The 20,321-nt window shown below is 34.3% G+C and carries 25 protein-coding genes; 10 read left to right on the top strand and 15 right to left on the bottom strand.

The genetic code is table 11. The features are described 5' to 3' along the window. The first annotated feature begins 316 nt into the window (after positions 1-316). The 9 genes from ACKI3D_RS04300 to ACKI3D_RS04260 all read left to right on the top strand — a co-directional run bounded on the left by ACKI3D_RS04300 (position 317) and on the right by ACKI3D_RS04260 (position 6,916). Positions 317-1,495 carry a hypothetical protein gene (locus ACKI3D_RS04300; RefSeq protein ID WP_407392517.1) on the top strand — a complete coding sequence of 393 codons (1,179 nt, stop codon included), beginning with the start codon at positions 317-319 and terminating at the stop codon, positions 1,493-1,495. 710 nt (positions 1,496-2,205) lie between these two features. Further along, complete coding sequence (locus tag ACKI3D_RS04295) at positions 2,206-2,520, top strand: hypothetical protein (protein WP_407392516.1); 315 nt, start codon at positions 2,206-2,208, stop codon at positions 2,518-2,520. A 98-nt stretch (positions 2,521-2,618) separates the two neighbouring features. Beyond that, complete coding sequence (locus tag ACKI3D_RS04290) at positions 2,619-2,939, top strand: hypothetical protein (RefSeq protein WP_407392515.1); 321 nt, start codon at positions 2,619-2,621, stop codon at positions 2,937-2,939. Then, entirely contained in the window at positions 2,902-3,120 is a 219-nt protein-coding gene (locus ACKI3D_RS04285) for a hypothetical protein (RefSeq protein WP_405289611.1), read from the top strand. The genes ACKI3D_RS04290 and ACKI3D_RS04285 overlap by 38 nt, the downstream gene beginning before the upstream one ends. Then, on the top strand, positions 3,121-3,258 hold the full coding sequence (locus ACKI3D_RS04280) for a hypothetical protein (protein ID WP_405289612.1): 138 nt from the start codon (positions 3,121-3,123) through the stop codon (positions 3,256-3,258). It begins immediately after the preceding gene. Positions 3,259-3,273: 15 nt separating this feature from the next. Further along, positions 3,274-3,828, top strand: a complete 555-nt coding sequence (locus ACKI3D_RS04275; protein WP_407392514.1) for a hypothetical protein — start codon at positions 3,274-3,276, stop codon at positions 3,826-3,828. 33 nt (positions 3,829-3,861) lie between these two features. Beyond that, positions 3,862-4,365 (top strand): hypothetical protein, encoded by a 504-nt coding sequence (locus ACKI3D_RS04270; protein ID WP_405289614.1) that lies wholly within the window; start codon positions 3,862-3,864, stop codon positions 4,363-4,365. 14 nt (positions 4,366-4,379) lie between these two features. Next, on the top strand, positions 4,380-6,356 hold the full coding sequence (locus ACKI3D_RS04265) for an ATP-binding protein (protein ID WP_407392513.1): 1,977 nt from the start codon (positions 4,380-4,382) through the stop codon (positions 6,354-6,356). A 107-nt stretch (positions 6,357-6,463) separates the two neighbouring features. Continuing rightward, entirely contained in the window at positions 6,464-6,916 is a 453-nt protein-coding gene (locus ACKI3D_RS04260; RefSeq protein ID WP_407392512.1) for a type II toxin-antitoxin system CcdA family antitoxin, read from the top strand. A gap of 5 nt (positions 6,917-6,921) precedes the next feature. Here the strand turns inward: ACKI3D_RS04260 and ACKI3D_RS04255 are convergent, their stop codons facing one another. From ACKI3D_RS04255 to ACKI3D_RS04200, 12 genes are all read right to left on the bottom strand, one after another. Continuing rightward, on the bottom strand, positions 6,922-8,331 hold the full coding sequence (locus ACKI3D_RS04255) for a phage terminase large subunit (protein WP_407392511.1): 1,410 nt from the start codon (positions 8,329-8,331) through the stop codon (positions 6,922-6,924). Then, positions 8,324-9,133 carry a hypothetical protein gene (locus ACKI3D_RS04250; protein ID WP_405289618.1) on the bottom strand — a complete coding sequence of 270 codons (810 nt, stop codon included), beginning with the start codon at positions 9,131-9,133 and terminating at the stop codon, positions 8,324-8,326. The genes ACKI3D_RS04255 and ACKI3D_RS04250 overlap by 8 nt, the downstream gene beginning before the upstream one ends. Before the next feature lie 9 nt (positions 9,134-9,142). Further along, positions 9,143-9,391, bottom strand: a complete 249-nt coding sequence (locus ACKI3D_RS04245; RefSeq protein WP_405289620.1) for a hypothetical protein — start codon at positions 9,389-9,391, stop codon at positions 9,143-9,145. Between the two features lie 117 nt (positions 9,392-9,508). Next, a complete protein-coding gene (locus tag ACKI3D_RS04240; protein ID WP_405289621.1) occupies positions 9,509-9,700 on the bottom strand; it encodes a hypothetical protein in 192 nt (63 codons plus the stop codon). A 300-nt stretch (positions 9,701-10,000) separates the two neighbouring features. Continuing rightward, positions 10,001-10,489 carry a hypothetical protein gene (locus ACKI3D_RS04235; protein WP_407392510.1) on the bottom strand — a complete coding sequence of 163 codons (489 nt, stop codon included), beginning with the start codon at positions 10,487-10,489 and terminating at the stop codon, positions 10,001-10,003. Positions 10,490-10,700: 211 nt separating this feature from the next. Next, positions 10,701-11,510 carry a pseudomurein-binding repeat-containing protein gene (locus ACKI3D_RS04230; RefSeq protein WP_407392509.1) on the bottom strand — a complete coding sequence of 270 codons (810 nt, stop codon included), beginning with the start codon at positions 11,508-11,510 and terminating at the stop codon, positions 10,701-10,703. Positions 11,511-11,735: 225 nt separating this feature from the next. Beyond that, positions 11,736-12,134, bottom strand: a complete 399-nt coding sequence (locus tag ACKI3D_RS04225) for a hypothetical protein (RefSeq protein ID WP_407392508.1) — start codon at positions 12,132-12,134, stop codon at positions 11,736-11,738. Positions 12,135-12,345: 211 nt separating this feature from the next. Beyond that, the gene (locus ACKI3D_RS04220) at positions 12,346-13,272 is read right to left on the bottom strand and encodes a hypothetical protein (RefSeq protein ID WP_292896523.1); all 927 of its coding nucleotides are present in this window, start codon (positions 13,270-13,272) and stop codon (positions 12,346-12,348) included. 14 nt (positions 13,273-13,286) lie between these two features. Next, positions 13,287-14,225 (bottom strand): hypothetical protein, encoded by a 939-nt coding sequence (locus ACKI3D_RS04215; protein WP_407392507.1) that lies wholly within the window; start codon positions 14,223-14,225, stop codon positions 13,287-13,289. A 14-nt stretch (positions 14,226-14,239) separates the two neighbouring features. Further along, positions 14,240-14,722, bottom strand: coding sequence for a hypothetical protein (locus tag ACKI3D_RS04210; protein WP_407392506.1), 483 nt, complete (start codon positions 14,720-14,722; stop codon positions 14,240-14,242). Between the two features lie 437 nt (positions 14,723-15,159). Beyond that, a complete protein-coding gene (locus ACKI3D_RS04205) occupies positions 15,160-15,648 on the bottom strand; it encodes a bile acid:sodium symporter family protein (protein WP_407392505.1) in 489 nt (162 codons plus the stop codon). A gap of 17 nt (positions 15,649-15,665) precedes the next feature. Beyond that, positions 15,666-16,100 (bottom strand): bile acid:sodium symporter family protein, encoded by a 435-nt coding sequence (locus tag ACKI3D_RS04200; RefSeq protein ID WP_407392504.1) that lies wholly within the window; start codon positions 16,098-16,100, stop codon positions 15,666-15,668. Positions 16,101-16,504: 404 nt separating this feature from the next. On the opposite strand from ACKI3D_RS04200, the gene ACKI3D_RS04195 reads away from it, so the two are divergent. Continuing rightward, positions 16,505-17,230 (top strand): CPBP family intramembrane glutamic endopeptidase, encoded by a 726-nt coding sequence (locus ACKI3D_RS04195; protein ID WP_407392503.1) that lies wholly within the window; start codon positions 16,505-16,507, stop codon positions 17,228-17,230. Positions 17,231-17,425: 195 nt separating this feature from the next. Here the strand turns inward: ACKI3D_RS04195 and ACKI3D_RS04190 are convergent, their stop codons facing one another. The 3 genes from ACKI3D_RS04190 to ACKI3D_RS04180 all read right to left on the bottom strand — a co-directional run bounded on the left by ACKI3D_RS04190 (position 17,426) and on the right by ACKI3D_RS04180 (position 19,954). Further along, complete coding sequence (locus ACKI3D_RS04190) at positions 17,426-18,292, bottom strand: CPBP family intramembrane glutamic endopeptidase (protein ID WP_407392502.1); 867 nt, start codon at positions 18,290-18,292, stop codon at positions 17,426-17,428. 152 nt (positions 18,293-18,444) lie between these two features. Then, entirely contained in the window at positions 18,445-19,143 is a 699-nt protein-coding gene (locus tag ACKI3D_RS04185) for a hypothetical protein (RefSeq protein WP_407392501.1), read from the bottom strand. A gap of 73 nt (positions 19,144-19,216) precedes the next feature. Next, a complete protein-coding gene (locus ACKI3D_RS04180) occupies positions 19,217-19,954 on the bottom strand; it encodes a CPBP family intramembrane glutamic endopeptidase (protein ID WP_407392500.1) in 738 nt (245 codons plus the stop codon). Positions 19,955-20,321: the final 367 nt, after the last annotated feature.

The raw sequence follows: 20,321 nt of genomic DNA, 5'->3' as shown, positions 1-20,321 counted from the left end.
TTTTATAAAATAACCTATTAATTATATGAAAAACAAAAGATTAAAAGAATTAATTTTTAATTACTTTTAGTAATAAAAATAGAAAACTTTATATACTAACAAAAAGTAGTTCATCGAAAAATTGTATAGTAACTCTTTTTTGGTTATTTAGGTAACACAAAATTTAAAGTTCCAAGTAAGTATATTTTTAAAAAAATACTTACAATCGGAGAATATACAAAATTTTGAATACTTACCAAATGCTCTCGCTAGAAGTTTTTACTATATGAAATACAGAAATATATAACATACTTACTGTATAGCGAGTTGACCAAAAATGACAGATATAAATGAAATTTTAATAAGAGAGTATGTAGCCACCCGTGGCTTGTCACAGAGTTCATACCATGGCATGAAATACACATTAGCTCATTATTGCAGATTTCAAGGCAAAAATCTACAAGAGCTACTGGATGAAGCAGATGCTGAAGAAGAAGCAGGTGTTCGTTGGAAAAAAACAAAACTCAAAAAAAGATTAACAGCCTACATGAACCACTGCAAAGAAACACTAACATTAAACAGCGCTAAACACTACCTTAAACTGGTTAAACAATTCTATCATCACAACGATATAGAAATACACAAGCTGCCACCTTTCAATGACAGGAATGCATTAATGAGAACACCCATTACAGCTAAAGATCTTCCAACACGTGAAATCCTACAGGAAGCTGTTGAAATAGCTGAACCTATAATGAAAGCACTAATCTTATTTTTAGTTAGCAGTGGCATGAGCAAAATTGATGCAAGAAACCTGACCATACAGAATTTCCTTGATGCAACAAAAAGATATCATGACGAAGATGATGATATAATGACTGCAATAGCTAAAATGAAAGAGTTTGAAGGACAGCTGATTCCTACATGGAATAGCAGAAGAAGCAAAACAAAAAAATTCTTCATTACATTCAATACCGATGAAGCAACACGATACATCATGGCATATCTTGAACTTAGAAATGAAAAGCTAAAAGATAACCCAGAAAATGGCCAAACAGAATTAAAACCTCATGATAAGCTATTTAAAATATCTACACATTACTTTACAATGAAATTCGGCCAATTGAATGATGCTTTAAATTTAGGCACTGTTGGAGGAAGACCGGAGGAAGGCATCAAAGGATACAACCGTCTGCGAGGACACATGCTTCGTAAGTACCATGCAACAAATCTTAAAAAGCATGGAATGGACACATATTCTATTAATGTACTTCAGGGCAAAAGTAACGGTGCTGTCAATGATGTTTACTTTTTTGAGGATGAGGACGCATTATTCAGGGAGTACATGGAAGCTATTGAAGGTGTTTTGATAATGACTGACGTTAGAGAGTACAATATCTATTCACCTGAATATGTTCAAATGGAAGAGGAAAACAATGAGCTACGAAATGAATTGACAGATATGAGGGCTGATCTGGACTTCCTTAAAAAGAAATATGAGGAAGGCACAGCATAGCTTTTTTGATTTTTGTTGAATTCTATACATTCAACAAAATTTCTTATTTTTTTCTAAACACGAATTTGAAAAACAACGGTGTTTTATTTTTATGGCTAAACAAATCAATATACTTTTACTAATTTTTCTAAACAATATCTATTAAATTGAATAGAAAGTTTTATAAATTCAAAACTCCAAAAATAGTAATTGCCTTGACTTTGTAAAATTGACCTCACTATGAAATATTGCTTTCATCGTGAAGTAAAATTTTTTGAGACAAGGTAAAAACATTGGCACTGTTAAAAAAAATGGTGTCTACAGGATGTGAATAAAAAAGTTCAAAAAAAAGATCATAAGTCAATAGGGGTTAGTAATGAATAATAAAAATAGTTAAACGAGTCGACCAAAACATGTTTAAAATAATTACTGTTCAAAACTTAACCCAGTTATTTAATATATTTCAATAAATATATAAATATTTCCACAAATTGGGCAATGTTTATCGTATATTAAATATTCTGGAAATTGAACAGAATTCTATTTTTATTATTTCATTTTAAACTTTCACCCTTGACTTTGACATCTATTTTTGAAAAAGCTGAATCAACATACAAACTTCAATGACTTGTCCACAAGACAACGAGAAGACAAATGCGAGTTGACCAAAAATGTATGAACTGAGAAAATGGATATCAAAGCCATTGCTGAAGGAACCCATATACTCCCCGATGAGCTTCGAAAGACTGAGCGAAGTCATCTGTGAAGTATGTGAGGAAGACAACATCAGCAATGAAAACGATTTCTTCGAGATGTATGAAATCGAAGAACTGGAGACGGGATTGAAAAATAAAGAAGTAAATATAATTTTCAATTCCCTAGACTGTCGAATTATAAATAACAATACAAAACGAGTTGACCAAAACATGTTAGAAAAAGAAATAAACGGCATACCTCATGTCATAATCCCAAGAGAAGACTGGGAAATGATGTGGAGACTACTTAGAAGAATTGATGTATTAGGTGAGAAATATGGAAATCTCTGATATTTCTATCTTTTATCCTGAAGCTGATTTGAGCAACTGTGAAAACTGCACCTTCGACTGCGACTTTCACGGATACTGTATAGACGATGTGGTATAGTATGTTTGAATCTCAAAATCAATTCGAAGACAACTATCATGGCATTTTAACTCACAAAGGTGAGATTAAGGTTGCCAAATATGATATCGAAGAAAAAATCATCAATATTGAAGATGACGGCACTGCACTGGTAAGGGGTATGGGAAAAGCATACCTCACCAGGATTCATGAAAAACTATTGCCACTGATTCAATACGCAAGCTATGGTGATACTGCATTCATCAAATTCAAAAAAGGTGAATGCTGGATTGTCGGATTTAGAAAAAACAAAAGAGCTGGTAAAAATGGAAAAAACAATTCTCGAAATGCAGGAAAAGCTTAAGGACGGTTTCTTTGTTGAGTTCACATCAACAAACGATAACTTGAGATTCCTACTTGAAAAATCAGATGAATTCAAATTGCTGGATGAAAACATTGCAAGAATTCAAAAGGAATCCGGAATGGTTAGAATAATCAACCTGAACTGGATTGTTGAAATTTCCATTACCTCAGGAGGCCGATAAATGTCCAAGCCTAAAAGACTAGATCCGAAACCCGAACCGGTAAAATGCAGTCCAAAATTCATTTGGATTGGAAGCATCATATTTGCCATAGCTATAGGATGGTTTGGAATCATAACCACAAGCTTTGGAGTATTATAAAAAAAGGTGATATGAATGGTAAAAGCTGAATTAATAGGAAATCCACAAGATGCTGGATTAATAACACAAGACAATGTCCCAAATGTTGATGTAGCAATTGAACAGTGGGACGCCTATCAAAAACTATGCAAAGGATTATTAAACGAAACAGATTATCAGGAAATAATCGTTAAAGAAAAAGATGAAGACGGAAACTACGTTAAAGTGAAAAGACACTTCAAGAAAAAATCAGCATGGCAGAAGCTATCACGTGCATTCAATGTTGACACTGAAATTGTAGACCGTGATATTGAGCGAACCAAAATGGGAAGAGTACGTGAAGCGTATTATTGCGTACGTGCAACTCTACCTAATGGCCGTAGCGTTGAATCAGATGCACTATGCTCCAGGTCTGAGAAAGGAAAAGACAAAGTCTCAGACCACACCATAATGAGCACTGCAAAGACACGTGCAACCAACCGTGCAATAGCTGAACTTATTGGAGCAGGAGAAGTCTCAGCTGAAGAGATGACAGCAGAAAAAATGATTGCACCAAGCCAATCAAAATTCATGAAAGAGGATAAAAGCTAAATCCTCTTTTAATATTTTTAGTGAGATGATAACATGAGCTTTGAAAATACTAAACAAACAATATTTACTGGTACCGAGTTAGATTATGAGGAAATAGTAGAAATCCCTGAAGGTTATGAAAAAGCAGAACTGAAAGACTTTGAACATGACAAACTACTTAGAGGCAGACCGGAAATGTCATCAGTAACCTCATACACCTTTGACGATGACGGTGAAGAAAAGACAGTCAACAGGTTCAAGCTATTCCTCTTCCAGGATGATGACCAACTATACATTGAAATCAACGTCAACCTCAAAAACGACGGAGACATTCACAAAAACATCAGAAAAGGAAGCGTGCTCTTTGACTTTATCACTTCCATTTTAGAATTGGAAAATGCAGGTTCAGTCGGCAAATCCAATATCCTCAGAAATGTTGACCTTGCCGAATACCGTGAGTTTGTAAACAGATTAAGTGAAATGACAATTCAAGTCAAAGAGAAAACAGGAAGCTACACATATTACAGCTTCATTGTACGTGACGTCCAGGTTAAATAGTGAGGTAAACTCAAATGGCTAGTGGTAAAGCACTGTTGATAAACTACATTAAAAAAACACATCAAAAAGAGATTGACCAACTCAAATCTCAAAACAAACAGTGTAAAGTCAGTATTGATTATGAAGCCTTAAACCAATATCTGCTAGATCAGACCGGAAAGGATTTCTGGAAACATCAAATCTACACATATATTGATCAGATGGATGAATACTTCAATACTGGCAACGTTACCCTAAAACTCATGAATGTGCCTGAAAAAGACAACCTCCATGACTTGGATGCAACAAACAACAACAAATGGATAAGCACAAAAGCAATGATTAAAAACATAACAGATGTAAGGGTTGATTTGAAAACTGCATGCTTTATCTGCAGAGAATGCGGAAAGCTGCATTATGTAGAGGTCACAGACCCCACACAGCAAAGCATCCGACCGACATTGTGTGACGCAATGGACTGTGCAGGAACCAGCAAATCAATGAGATTCAACAAGGACTCAAGCACTTACCGCAATTACAGACTACTGAAACTCGAAGAACCCCTTGAACTTAGAAGCGGAGGCTCGACAAGAGAATTCAAAGCTATTGTACTGGATTATCTTGCATCCCCATTCACCAATCTGAAAGTCGGCGATGTCGTTAATGTATGCGGATTTTTCAAGATTGAACCTATTAAATCCAGAAACAAACGTGACGGCTATGAGTTTTTAATCCATATCCACAACATTACTCAGGTGGATGATGTTTTTGAAGATTCAAGAATATCTGAAGAGGATGTGGCCGAGATAATTGAGCTATCTGGAAAGGAGGATATTTTTGAACTGCTGTGCAGAAGCATAGCTCCTGAAGTTTACGGCTATGAAAATGTCAAGAAGGGTTTGATACTTCAGCTATTTGAAGGAAACCGTCCATCCAACGATACGTTCAAAACCAGCCATATGGACAGATGGACAATACACGCCCTACTCATAGGCGACCCAGGAATAGGTAAAAGTCAACTGATTCAATCAGTAAAGCAACGTGCACCTAAAAACATCACCATATCCGGAACCAACTCATCCAAAGCAGGACTGACAGTAACAACAGTAAGAGACGAACTGACCGGGACATGGACAATGGAAGCTGGAGTAGCCGTGCTTGCAGATACAGGAATACTGAGCATTGACGAATATGACAAGCTCCCCGCATCTGCACAGAAATCACTCAACGAACCAATGGAGCAGTCATGCGTATCATCAGCAAAAGCAGGACTCCACCAGATCATGTCAGCGAGAACATCAATACTTGCAGGAGCAAATCCCAAGTACAGCAAGTTCGATCCGTACAAATTATATCGGGAACAGTTGGATATACCTGAATCCAACCTCTCCCGTTTTGATTTGATATTTGTCCTAAAGGATGATGTTGATAAGGAAAAGGATTCTAAGCTTGCAGATGCACTGTTGAATAAGGATTTCATTGCCGATGAATCTGAAATTCTGGATGTTGACCTATTCAAAAAATACATCACATGGATAAAAGCCAACTGCTTTCCGGTTCTCAGTAATGACGCAAAGATACTGCTTAGGGAGTTTTATGTTGATACAAGACAGACCGCCTTACAGTCAAGTGACGGAAAGCCAATCACCCCCAGAGACCTGAAAGCTTTGGAGAGACTGACAATAGCTAGAGCAAAATGTGAATACCGAAGCGAGGCAACAGTAAGTGATGCCATTGAAGCTATTGACATCTACAAGGAAGCTTTAAGCGGTTTGGGATTGACATTGGCAACAGCAGGTGAACTGCACGGAGTCTATTCAAATGATGAACTGAATGTCCTTTCAGATATAGAAGATATGATAATAGCCAAACAGGAAATGGAAGGTCAAATATTATCTGATGAAACATTAAAGCAATTGAAAATGGAATGCGGTCTTTTATGTCATGAAAGAGGCATTAAGCGTGAGGGAATTTTTGACATTGCATATTCAAATATTAAAAAAACACTATAAGGAGATTTTTTAAATTATGTGGGTACATGGGTAACAGGGGTACGTGGGTAAATTTCAAACACCCCACATACCTTTTTCGAAATGGTATTACTGATATGGAGGAACGTATGACAAAAAAGAACATTAACGTGACAATCGATGCAGAGCTATTGAAAGATGCAAGAGAACAGATTCCAAATATAAGTTCGTTTTTTGAAAGCTGCCTGAGGAATTATCTGAACGGAACATTTCCTGTTTCAGATGCAAACAAAATCCTCAAAAAAATAGGAAAACTTCAAGCCGACTTATATCTGCTGAATCAAAACAACAATATCCAAGAGAAAATCAAGCAAAAAGAAAATGCTGAAAAAGACAAGGCCTGGAGATTTCTGTGGAATGACTACAATGCAAGATTAATTCTGGACGATAGCTTGATGGAAAAAGCTATTGAAGTGCTGGGAATTGACGGTGAAACTTTAGAAGACATTCTTGACTGGGCATTGTTAACAGACATTAAAGTAGATACAAACTACTGGGAGAGTGTATTAAAAAAGTATAATGAAAACAAAGATGAATACTAAGAAGTTTATGTGGAATACCATCTATCCACATCAACTCTTTTAGTCTGATTTTCATTAGCTATTTTTTCATAAGCTCCTGTGAATGCTACGACACAGTCATCATGGATTGCTTCATTCGGATAAGCTGTTATTTTTTCTAAAAATTCCATGGCCCATTTTTTGGTAAACCCTGTTCTATCCCTCCCAACTAGGAAAATTCCATTCTTCTGGATATCAGCTGAAACTCTTCTTGCCCTATCGATTTTGTTTTCTCTTGAGTTACCAGTGCCTGTAGTGAACCCTCTTCTTGATAACTCATCAATAATTAATAATCCGAAGTTTTTGCCTGTGCTTCCATCGAGTTCAATATACTGAACATCTGACTTGTCACGAGCTGCAGTATTTAGTATCTCATTGATCAGGTTTCGGGATTCCAATTGGAATTCATATGAGTCCAGGATGTAAATATTTCCAGATAGATCTTTAGCCAGCATGACTCCAGCAGTATAATCTGGATCCTGATTTTTCAATTTATCATCATTCAATACTTCAGTAGCTGCAAGATCCCAATACCTAATGACTTTAACGATTGGTATTTTCATGTATTCATCATGAGAGATTATGTGGAAGTCTGATTCATCGAATAGCTGACCTTTGATGGAAGCATACCAATTACCGTTCATTAACTGCTCTCTTGTTACCCTATCAAGACCCATAAGGTATTCTTCATAGTCTTTTCTGTCCAGATAGATATTATCCAAATAGCTGGAGCTGATGAATCTTATCTGAGTTTTATCCTGTATGTCCTCATCAATCTTTTCAATGAATCTTTCTCTTACCCATTTGTTTCCACGCTTACCAGGATTACTGGAACACATCAACTGTGTTGGTAGCTTGTTGTCTTTAGTTTTACGAACTCTTGACCTCATGTAAATATATTTGAATCTCTCCAATTGGGTTAACTCATCAATGCCTATGAACTGATATTCAGAACCCTGATATGTGTCAAGGTCATTGATGTTTCTCAAATATCCGAAAGTTAGTGAATTTCCATTGGGAAATGTCCATGAATGTTCGGTTCCATCCCACTTTGGTTTGATGCTTGCATTATTTTGAACTTCCTTTCGATTTAACCACTGGCTAGCTTTATGAATTAAAGCTCCTTTACGCTTCAGGTCAGATAATGTACGTCTCAAGATGAGGGCATGGTATTCATTCACGTCATCCTCAACATAGAACAATGCCCTCATTAACAAACTGGTTGATTTGGAACCACCTGCAGCACCACCAATCAATACTTCCTTTTCAGTGGCTAGAATCATTTCAGCCTGCTTTGGAAAAGGAGAGAATGGTATATATGGATTTTCATATACGCACTTCTGAAGAATAGCTTTATCTTTAGCGCTAAGATAGAATTCATCTTTCTCATCATACATTGTTATCATCAATTTGTTTTGCAAGGATTTCTATTTCTTCCATAATATCCTTTTGTGAGATTTCAATTTTCTTATCTTCCAATTCCAATACACGATTTTTGAATAGCCTGTCCATTTCATCTTTGAATAACCTGTTTTTGGCTTCAAATGCTTTGACAGATAATTCCAAGTATCTGATTTTAAGTTCTGTAATATCGATTAAATATCTGGCTAAGCTTTTTTCATTGGCGTTGTATCTTACTTCCTGGTCGAGCTTTGCAAAGTCGATTTCAAGTCCAACTGCATTTTTGGTAATCTTGTCAAGATTGTCAAGGCCAGTTTTTATGTCTGTGACCTGCTGCTGCAATATTGTATCAATAGCTAAATCTATATTGTCCTGGTGAACATTGTTGTCTGTTATCTGTTTTTGTGTGATGGCTCTTTCTGTTAAAGCCTTTTTGTTGTTTTCTCTTGGATCCTTGTCAGTATCTGTTAGATGATATTTCTTTTTGAATCTTGAGAATGTGGATCTGCTTACTTCTATTTCGTGTTCCTCTTCAAGCCATCTTCTGACATTGGCATCTGTTGCACCAGTGGTTTTCATTACCTGAATTTCATCCAATAAAGTTTCGAGAAAATCACTTTTAGTTAGGTTTAGCTTTGCCTTGAATTTCCTGTAGGTAATTTCTGCTACATCACGGCCATATTTTGTTTTTAGGAGTTCTATGACTTCATTGTTGCTCATGCCTTTTCTGCAGCAATTTATTATTTCCTGTTCGTGCTGTTCTAGAAAATAGATTATGTCTGAATTTCCTCTACCCATAGTGTCCTCCTATAGATTTCTTAATTCTCTTTCAAGCTGGAGTTTTCTCTCTTCGATTAACTTGTATTCCCTTTGTTTTATGATTTTATCATAATTTGGGTTGTTGCGTATGGATATTATTGTTCGGTTGGCATCACCGATAGCAATAAGCATTGCTCCAAGCTCATAGGCATCCTTATGGGTAAAACTTGATTCTTCAACAATTTTCTTGAGTGTTATTTCAACTCTTGCGCTGATGTTGGTTTTTTCGGGTGTCATAATATGTATTATGTATTTTTATATATAATAATATTATGTAATTTATATAAAAAAAGATATAAAAGTAATAATATAATTTTGTATTACTACTTTTTGAAAACTTAATTTTTAAGAGTCCTATTCATCCATTTCATCAAGTTCCTTTTGAAGGTCATGAATCTGCATTTCTTTATAGAATCTTTCGAACTTGCCGGTTTCAATGAGATAAGATGAAACTTCAAGAGCATCCCTAAAGGTATAGTTGGACTCTTTGATAATTTGCTTTTTGTCTTCATCCATATAGGATGATGTATTATTAATATTGGCCATAGCTATTACAACCTGTATATAATAATTAATATAATATTTTATTATTTCAATTATATAAAATTATCATTACATGCATATGGTTTCTCATACAAGACCATCTATGATAATAATAGATGATGCACTTGGTATAATCAATAGCTACTTTTTTCCTTTAATTTAATGGAACGGTTTTTACATTAACGGTAACGTTTTCAGTTTTGGATTTTATTTTCAAACCGGAGTATATATGCAATGGTTTTAATATGTGGTTTTTGAATAGCTGATGGTCAGTGTAAATGTTATTTCAATTCAAATTCTAATCTATAACAGTCCAAGCACTCTTTCACCCTTTTCGGTTATTATATACATTCTGCCATGTTCTGTATCAGGATTTACACATTCCATTACCTCAAGGTCCACCAGATTTTTTATATTCGAATAAAGAAAATTCCTGCTCATGTGTCTTCCGAGTGCTGGATACAATGCATACATGACATCATCCATATCCCAGTTTTCACGGCCGACTTCCTTGTTCCATGTGTAGATTAACCTGCATGTCTTTTCAGATATTACTCCTTCTTTCAAGCCTTCTTCAAGATCATCGAATTCAACCACTGCAAAAAGATGGCTTTTACCTGCATAAATTCCGTATTCCTGAACTCTTGCTTTTTTGGGAATGCTGTTTATGAAACTTAACGCTTCCTTGTTTGTACTCTCCCATGTCAAACATGAGGTGTCATCTTCAGCAGTGAAGTCAACTACATGCTTATAAATCCAATTTAATAAACTTGTATCATTTTTACCAATCATTTATATACACCTTCAGTCGTGTTGGTAAGTAATAGGTTTATTATTGGAAAGTATATAAGCAAAGAGGGAGAGCATTTGAAAAGTAATATTTTTCACGAAAAAAAATTCTTAAGATAAATTCTTTATATTGTATTAAACCGTTTTAAAAAGTTTATTTTGAATAGTTTAACATTGAGATAATATAAAAAATAAAAAGAGTTAACATTAACTGTTAACTTGAATATAAATCTGCAAATATCCAAGATGGATCGTAAGCTATTAAATAACCATCCTCACACCAGATTGACCTTACATTTCCTGAAGTCGCATCTGCCACTGCAGCAGGATCACGGTTAATCCAATTTCCTCCAGTATGTTTTTTATGTCTTAATCTTAATCTGATGTGGCCAGTGCCACTTACACGACATCTGACATGGACAAACTGCACATCATAACCTAATGATTTAGCTATTCTATAATATACTTGTCCCCAGTCGACACAGTTGGAGCCTTTACCGGCTTTAGCATCTGTTATTGTTTTCTTGTCTGTTTTTTGTGAATCAAAGTATTTGCTATACAATTTCTTGTTAGCTATTACTGCTAAAGCTTCATCAATACTATTGCCTTTGAAAGTATAAGTCTTTATAAATAACTTCATTGTTGAATCGTCATAGTCCGGTAATGTTGATTTGCGATATACAATAGCCGGAAGCCTTCCGTTTGCTCTGATATAACTTTCAGTTCTTATGGCCATGTCCACATATTCAGCCTTATCGATTTGTTCCTTGTTTTTTAATGTTACATAGTTTGGAAGGAAATCCAATGACTTGTTATCTTTAATAGCTGCCATTGCATACATAGCCACTAGCTTATCGCTTCCTAATTTCTTTGCCTTCTTTTCTATGTCTTTACAATTACCTTTTAATGTTAATATCTGGTAATGGTCACGTTTCTTGTATTTCTTTTGGTTTTGGACAAGCCAGTAGGCTATCGAATTCATCGCTTGACAAAAGCTTGTCCAGCTAATATAATTATCTGACATACATTATAATTTGTATTATCTTATTTATTATGTTTTTTATATAAATTATATAATAAAAAATAATGTCATTTCCAAGTGTTAAAACAATCAATGTTTACGCAAAGATATCATCAATAAAATCAACAGTTAGTGTTTTAGATGCAATATGATGAATCGACATTGACATTAACGGTTGTGTTTGAGCAAATAAAAGTGGTTTTTAAAATGTTATGTATATGGAATCATTTAATAGTTGTCAATACTACGATTATGGATCCACTCACGATGCTTGCCAATTGCTACTCTGATAATAACATCAATGAGATCAAGATCATCAATTTGTTTGAAGTAATATTGTGCAGGCCCTTCCAACATTTGGCGAAGATCATAAAAAGGTCTAGGCTTAACTGCATCGGGATTCATCAATCCATAATTCTTTAATAGCTTAATATTCTCTGTTTCGTATTTTTCAAGTTTAGATTTCTGTACTTTACCGGCTACAGTCTTTTCTTTCTTGTCAAATATCTTAGCTATTTGTGATGAGTCAATTAGGATACTGGATTCTACTAACAGTAATGTTATTTCTTTTCCTTTAACTGTTATTGTTGTTGGATGTGAGTTTTCAGTATCAAGAATTAGTTTCATTGTTATTGCCTCATAATTATATTGTTTTTTCTGTTTAAGATATATAGCTGGGAAGAGAGTAAAACCCAGCTATTTTTATGGATTCGGAGTTAAACTCGTAGCAGAAGATGTAGTGAAGAAAAAGCAACTAAAACTTCACTAAATCAGAGATTTAATATTCTTTTATCCCTACACGTTCCCACGAAAGGGTGAGGAGATTTTAATTATGGTTTTATGCTCTGAAGTTACCTTTGATGATTCTGTTAGGAGCATTCATTAAAACACCAACACTTGAAAGTATGAACAGCTTTGTATACATCGGCAGTTCATCACGGATGTCCTTGCGCATGAATTCAATCAATGGATAAAAGTCATACATCTCACCATCAGGTCCTAAAGGAGCAACAGTTGTTCCAGTAGTTCTTGAGTATAACAATTTCATTCCAGGGTTTATATAGTCCATACCAATGTAGGTTTTGTCACCCATCTCGGAACCTCCGTCACAGACAGCAGTTCCTAAGATATCAATGTTGTCAACACCATAATAGCTTTTGATTAACTCTACCGGTTCGACCTGTCTGTTGCTTGAAAAGATATCTGACTTTAATGTGGTCAATGATTTATAGCTGACGGCCATTGAATTCAGATTGGTAAAGCTTCCTGCTGACTCTTTGAATTTTTCCTGAGCTTTAAGGATGGTCATTCCAGTATCATCACCGGCTTCAAAGTCATAGGTAGCTACTTTGGAGGAATTCATAATCATGTCAATAGCTGCCTTTTCAATGCTACGACCGATAAGAATACCAACATCCTGAAGCATATCGTTAACGCTGATTAAATTGGAATCCAACATCTGTGCTGAAACATTCAGGACACCACCAATGGTATCAATGGAGATAGTTTCTGAAATTGGTTTTCTCACGTTCAGTTCCTGAAGGGTAGCGCCCGGAGCGATGTCTTTAGCCTCACCAAGAACACCGGACTGAATAGCTTCCTCGATATTAACTCTTTGTGACATGTAGGTGTAGTATTGGGAGTTTTCTTCAATTTCCTGCTTTGGTAATAATCTGGTGAATTTCATCCACTTTGCAGAAGTGTCAGCAACAATCTGGGCCATAACTTCATTTTGTACTTTAGCATCATTTCCTTTGGTTAACATTAACAATCACCTCCTTATGGTCTGCAGGTACCTTTTAAGGCAAGTCCTGGTTTATTCAACAATATTCCTACTTTACTTTGTATGAACAATTTTGTATATTGAGGTAACTCATCGTAGATGTCTTTACGCATGATTTCAATGATTGGATAGAAGTCTGCAATGTTTTCATCACTGGTAATTGGTGCAACGGTAGTTCCGGAAGATTTGGAATACAATACTGTCAATGGAGCATTACGAAGATCAAAACCTATGTATTGTTTGTCACCTACTAATGATCCTCCGTCTGCTTGGGTGGTTCCCAAAAGATCAATGTTGTCAATGCCATAGTATTCCTTAATGTCTTCAACAGGCTGAACCAGTTTGTTGGATGAGTAAGCTAATTGTTTTACATAGCTTAATGTTTTGTAAGATTCAGCCATGATGGTTAAATCAGCACCTGCTCCGGCATTGCCTTTGAAAGCTTCCTGTGCCTTGATGATGAACTGGCCGTATGCCTCCATTGTATCTTCAGTTTGAGTAGTATTGTACTGCGGAACGTTTGGTGAAGATATTAAAGTATCGTAAATGTTGTATTCAATACGGTTTGCAATAACGGTAGCTACATCACCTAATAAGTCCTCAAATGAAACAATGTCTGAATCAAAGATGTCCTTATTAACGTTAAGCACACCACCGACAGTATCAATGGAAATTGTGTCGGTTACAGGTTTTCTGATGTTTAGCTCTTGTAAGCTTGCACCTGGTGCAATGTCTTTGGCTTCACCTAAAAGACCTTTTTTGATAGCTTCATCGAGATTGATGTTTTGTCTGAAGTAAGTGTAGTAATCGGAGTTCTCTTTGATTTCTTGTTTAGGAAACAATCTGGCTAATTTTAATCTTTTTGCAGTTTCATCGGTAATGGTTTGAGCTATTACCTCGTTTTGAACTTTGGTATCATTTCCTTTTGTAATCATTTCTTTATCACCATCTATTCGGTTATATCGTAAGGTCTGAATACTTCAATGTAATTGTAATCGTCTGAGCTTTCTACAGGATGCATTGCAATGTATTCACCATCATTGGATTTGATAGCTCCAGTGCTTGACAAAGCTATTCTGTCATTGACTTTAATGTTGGATAAACCGCTAGCTAATTTCAGTCTGAACAGATGTCCTAATACTAGAATTGCGGTTTTTCTTCTGCCCCCACTCATGGTGACTGGATCGTTAACTGCAATGCCTAAAATGATTTCACCTTCAGCTGCAGTGTATTTTTTAACTGTAGGTTTTCCGATATCTGAATTTTCTGAGAGTGTTACGGCATCATCAACTTTAACCTTGTCTCCAGCATATTCATATCCAGGAGTTTCTCCGGTAGGAGTTGTAACGGTAGTTGCAGTGATGGTGCCTTCATCCAATAAGAAGGTTGTGACTTCTTTTCTTTCTTCAAGTAAAATAATTGAATCTGCCATTAAATATGTCCTCCACATAAATTCTTTATTATGTAATTTATTACTTATAATATATAAATATCACTATATTATAGCTACTTTTTATAAATTTAAATAAAAGTACATAAGTTCAAACTCGCAAGTATGCAAAAAAAATAATAGATATTATAATATTCGTTATTTTCATGAACATAAAATAAAAACTAACTGAAATAGCACAACATTATCCACAAATTTAATTAACCAACCACATCTAAACTATAGTATAGAAAGGTTAAGAGAAGAATAATTAATTGAAATTTAAAGTGATATAAATGATGACATCATAGAAAATATCACTTACTTATCATTTGTTCCTGTTTAACAGTTTATTAAATCAAAAAAGTATTAAGTAGAAATGACTATCTACTAGAAACCCCCTATCCGTTGAACTGCATCGGCCTTGAGAGATGAGACAGTCAGGAATAATATTTTCTGAATGCATAGGCAAGAATTGATCCTGCAAAATTCTGCAAGACAGAATAAAGCGCACCGGGAACAGTTGCCTGAGACAAGTTTGGAAAATGGGTTTTTGCAAGGCTAGTTGACAAACCTGAATTTTGAAATGCCAGTTCGATAGCTATTGTAATTATCTGTTTTCTGCCCATTCCTACAAGGCGTCCAATTCCAAATCCAATTAGCATTGCAAGGATATATTGTAGGACAATGACAATGAGTATTATATAGGATGAAGTTAAAATAGCTTGTTTATTAGCTCTAATCACTCCTGCAACGATTAAACAAATTACAATAGATGATACTGTAGGCAAATAATCTTTTAATTTTTCACAAAAATTAGGGAATTTGTAATTCAAGATTAAACCTAAAATAAGTGGGACAATCACTATCTGAACAATTGAAATGAATAGGTCAACCGGATTGAAATGAATTTGATTACCTATTAACAATAATGTGATTAATGGAGTTAATATGGGTAAATCACAGTAGAAACTGCAGTTAAAGAAACGGACAATGCCACATCCCCTTTTGCAAGAAAAGTGATGACATCAGATGCTGTTCCCCCAGGCACAGTTCCAACAAGAATTAGTCCAACTGTCAAAGCAGTATCCAGGGAAAATACACTTGCAAGAATAAATGCCAAAAGAGGCATTATGATATATTGTGCTGAAATTCCAGCTGCAATTTCTTTAGGATTCCTGAACACATTAATAAAGTCATCAACTTTCAATGTGGTTCCCATTGTAAAAAGAACAATACTTAAAAGTAAATTAATAATATTGATGCCATTATATTCACTTAAAACCCATTTAAATGAATTTGGATAAACTAGAGAAATAGCTACCGCCAACAATATTACAATGAAAAAATATTTTTCAATAAATTCAAAAATCCCTTTCATATTTTAATTTTTGTTTTCGAACATTAAAAAGATATTTGATTGTCCTCCAAAAGTGATTTTTTAAGGTGATGGTAATATTAGGAGATTCCATTAATTGTGCTGTTTTTAATTGAAAACATACAGTTAAACATTAAGTTATGAAATTTATCTATTTTTCAGTCACTTTTATATAATTTAAATTAAAAAGTGATACATACATAAAATTGAAAATAACAATGTTCGTTTAAGTTATTTTTAAATGTGAATCTTATTTGATTTGAAAAAAATGGAGTAATTTTATGAACTTATCAAAACTGTTTGAAAAAAATGAAGAAAAAGAATTTACAACATTTCCAACAACTCTGGAAACATATGCGTGGTATAAACCTTTTTTAATAATAATTATAGCAGCAATAATTGCTTTGGTGATATCAATTGCAGTATTTAAAATTACAGGAGCAAACCCTAATGCAGGTGGAATAGAAAAAGTTATTGTTTCAGCAACTACTATGATTGCGTTGATTCCAGGCATTTATATTGGATTTAAATTGGTCTATAAAATTCCGTTTTCCACACAGATAGCACCTGTCAGGAAATGGAATTGGAGTATTTACATTAAAGTATATATTATAACTTTAATTGTTTATGGAGCATTACAACTAATACCTCTTTTAGCTTCAGGAATGCCAAGCATAACCAATACTTCAATTGCAGTTCTCATATTGTGTTTAATTTTGCCAATCTTTCAGGGTTTTGCGGAAGAATACCTGTGCCGTGGACTACTGATGCAAACCTTCGGATCATGGTTTAAAATACCTATTGTGGCAATCGTCCTTCAGGCAGCAATATTCTCCATAGTGCATAATTACGCGATACTAGCAGCCATAGGAGTATTTTGCGTAGGACTTTTATATGGTTTGATAACCTGGTATGGTCAAGGTCTTGAATCAGCATCAGCAATGCATGCGGTAAATAATACGTTTTCATTTCTTGCATTGGGAATAGGTCTTCAGCAGACAGTATCACCAAACAGTGCAATTGATTTTGTGATGAATTTAGTTTTCCTGGTAATCCCAATCATAATTGTTTTTGCATTGGATAAAAAATTCAATTGGTTTGGTGAAATCCCAGAAAACACTCAAAACGTATGATTATTCAATTATGAATAATCTTTTTTTCTTTTTAAGGAGATATTCAACCGGATACAACTTAAAAAGAGCACATGACAAAATAATCATGAAAAATAGAGAATCAATTTAAAATTTTGCACCACATCCTCTTTTTAAATCCTCTAAAAATTTTTTTAATTAATATCCGGACAAAAAGGGATATGGTAGAAAATATGACTATTTTTTAGGATAGTAAATAACTAAAATCAATACAATAACAAATACAACAGTTGCAATTAAACTGGATTCAGGTCCAAAAGAACCTCCATTGATTAAATTTTGGCCTGCTTGACTAAAATTCATTAATGATGGTGTTGAAATGCCACTTACATTGAATCCGAATATGATTCCCTGTGAAAAATTCCATGCTGTATGAACACCGCCGCAAATCCAAATATTGTCAAATCTCAAAAACAGGACTGCAAATACTATTCCAACAATGAAAATATTTACAACTGATAATAAATCAATTCCAGTATTGAGTAAATGTGGAATAACAAAAACAATGCTGCTGATTACCATCGCAGCAAATATTCCATGCCGTTTATAGAAATAGGTCATTGTCCAGCCACGAGTATATATTTCCTCACCAAAACATTGGATAGCAAATAATATGAAACCTGGAATCAGATAAACTAATGAGGACAAATTATATCCATTGAACCTGAACTGCCCAAGAAGCATGCCTATTGCCACTACTGCAGAAAACATTAAAAAACCAATCAATAAACCTTTTAATGTAGATGAAAGTGCATTGCCTTTAGAAAATCCTATGCTTCTCCAACTGCGCTTTTCTATTTTAGTGACATAGAAATATATTATAAAAGGAACAATGATGAATCCGCCCATAGAAAAAAATACTACATCTGGAATGGGACTAATTGACATGAATATGAATTCAAATATGTTCAAAATAACAAACATCACCAAAAATAAACCAATGAAAATGCCTACCTCTTTTATTGTTGACATCTCTTTAACATTAATTCTTGCTTCCTTTAACGATTCTGATTTATCAGCAAAATATTTAATATTATCCAACATAAGTATCAGTTTAAATTTTATATCACAAACTATATTGTCCTTTGTTTCAGTTATTTTTTTGAGTTATATTATAATATTTTTATTTATTTTAAATGCATTAGTATTTACAGCCCGTGAAATAAAAATCTTCGAGCTGTAAATCTGGGGGTAGTTCATAATGGAATTCCAAGTAATGCAATGATGAAAATAATTTCGTCCGTTAATAAGTGAGTAAGGTACGGAACAATTAGGTTTTTGGTTTTAATATATCCATAAAACTCGAATATTGAACCAAAACCCTGTACGAAAAGTGCAAATATTAACATGGTAGGGTTATATGCATGGAAACAGGCAAACATCACCATTATTATAGCAACGGAAATGATCACAGCCAATCTACGATTATTTGATAATTTATAAATCACTCTTAAGAAAAATATGAATGGGATGAACTTAAAGAATTCCTCACCCATCAGTGAAAATATTGATGTAACTAATGTCATGATTGTTACTGGTTCTGAACCCATAGTTCCGGGGCTGACTATTCCAAATTGCTTCAATATCATCTCCATTACCATTCCATATACAATATATCCTACAAAAAGAGCCACTATAAGGACAAGATCTTTACGGGACGGCATCCTGAATATTGCTTTATAATCCCATTTTAAAAAATATAAAACCGGCACAATAAACACTATGCAGCCTAATATTATAAAAGGAAGCTTTTGTGTAATTACTGCTAAAACGGTTCCAACGATGAATGCAACAAATAAGACAACCCATCCCCATTTGGGAATATACGGATTTTTATTATAAAACGGGAAATCATAACCTTCATCTTCAAAATTAAATCTATCTATTGATGTCATATTATCAACTTTGTTTTAATTATTAGTCATTTGTATAAGTTCATGTTATTTATTATTATTTAATCTATGGATTCTAAGAGGTTTCAGGTATTTCTCCGAACCAATTTGTTTTCTTGCCCACCAAATACAGTACAATAAATAGTATTATTTCAAAAATAATTGTTCCCGCAACACTCTCTAATTGCGGAGTGGATGTTGATGCGTGGAGTCCAAGCATGACGAATAAACCAACAGTGAAATTATTTGCGGTATGTATGGCAGAACTTACTTCAATACCATTTGTTTTCCAAGCGAAAAATCCGTAGATAAGACCCATAACTATTATTCCAAAGAGTCCGAAACTGTTATATCCATGGAATAGGGCAAATATTATTGCCTGAATGACAATTGCTAAAACAGGTATTTTAAACCATGATCCAAATGTCTGCAAAAGAACTCCTCGAAACATGAATTCCTCTGCAATGGATTGGAGAGGCACGAAGATGCAAATAGCTATTAAGAACATTATTGAGATTTGAGATGTTCCTTTTGCTCCAGTAAGAGCAGAATCTATGCCCTGATATACTATGTACATTATTAACGGTATTATTAATGCCTTGAAATAGAGTTTGAAATTCCATCCTCCGCGTGAAGATGAGTAGGAGGAAAATGGTCTGTCATTAACAATTTTTGATGCCAAATACAATGAAGGAATGAACATGATTAAAATAAGATCTGAGATAATTATAGGCATCGCAGAGTTTAATGCTTCAAATTTTCCAGACATAACAGTTCTAGCTAAATCAACGCCACCTACCAGATAAGTAATCATTATTATTGCCGTTCCAATTAGGAGCATTATAAACATAGTTGCTATTATGACAATTAATGGTTTGTACCATGCATAGTTCTCAAAAGTTGTTGGAAATGTTATATAGTCCGATATTTTATTTTTCATTGACATATTTTATCACTCATATATATTTTTATATAAACTGGATGAGAAAAACTCATCCATTTATTATCTTTTTTTACTTATCATACTATTTTACTTTAACTGTTGTTTTTATTGTGTCTTTAAGATAAGTCACTTTAACAGTGTAAGTTTTGCCTTTTTTAAGCTTTTTGATAACATTCTTCTTAAGTGACTTTTGAGCAATACCTTTGGAGTTGGTTTTAACTTTATAAGTTTTGCCGTT

The sequence above is a fragment of the Methanobrevibacter sp. genome, from assembly GCF_045586545.1.
Classification (GTDB): Archaea; Methanobacteriota; Methanobacteria; order Methanobacteriales; family Methanobacteriaceae; genus Methanocatella.
Note: the sequence above shows the minus strand (reverse complement) of the source record. Positions and strands in the feature narration are given on the sequence as shown.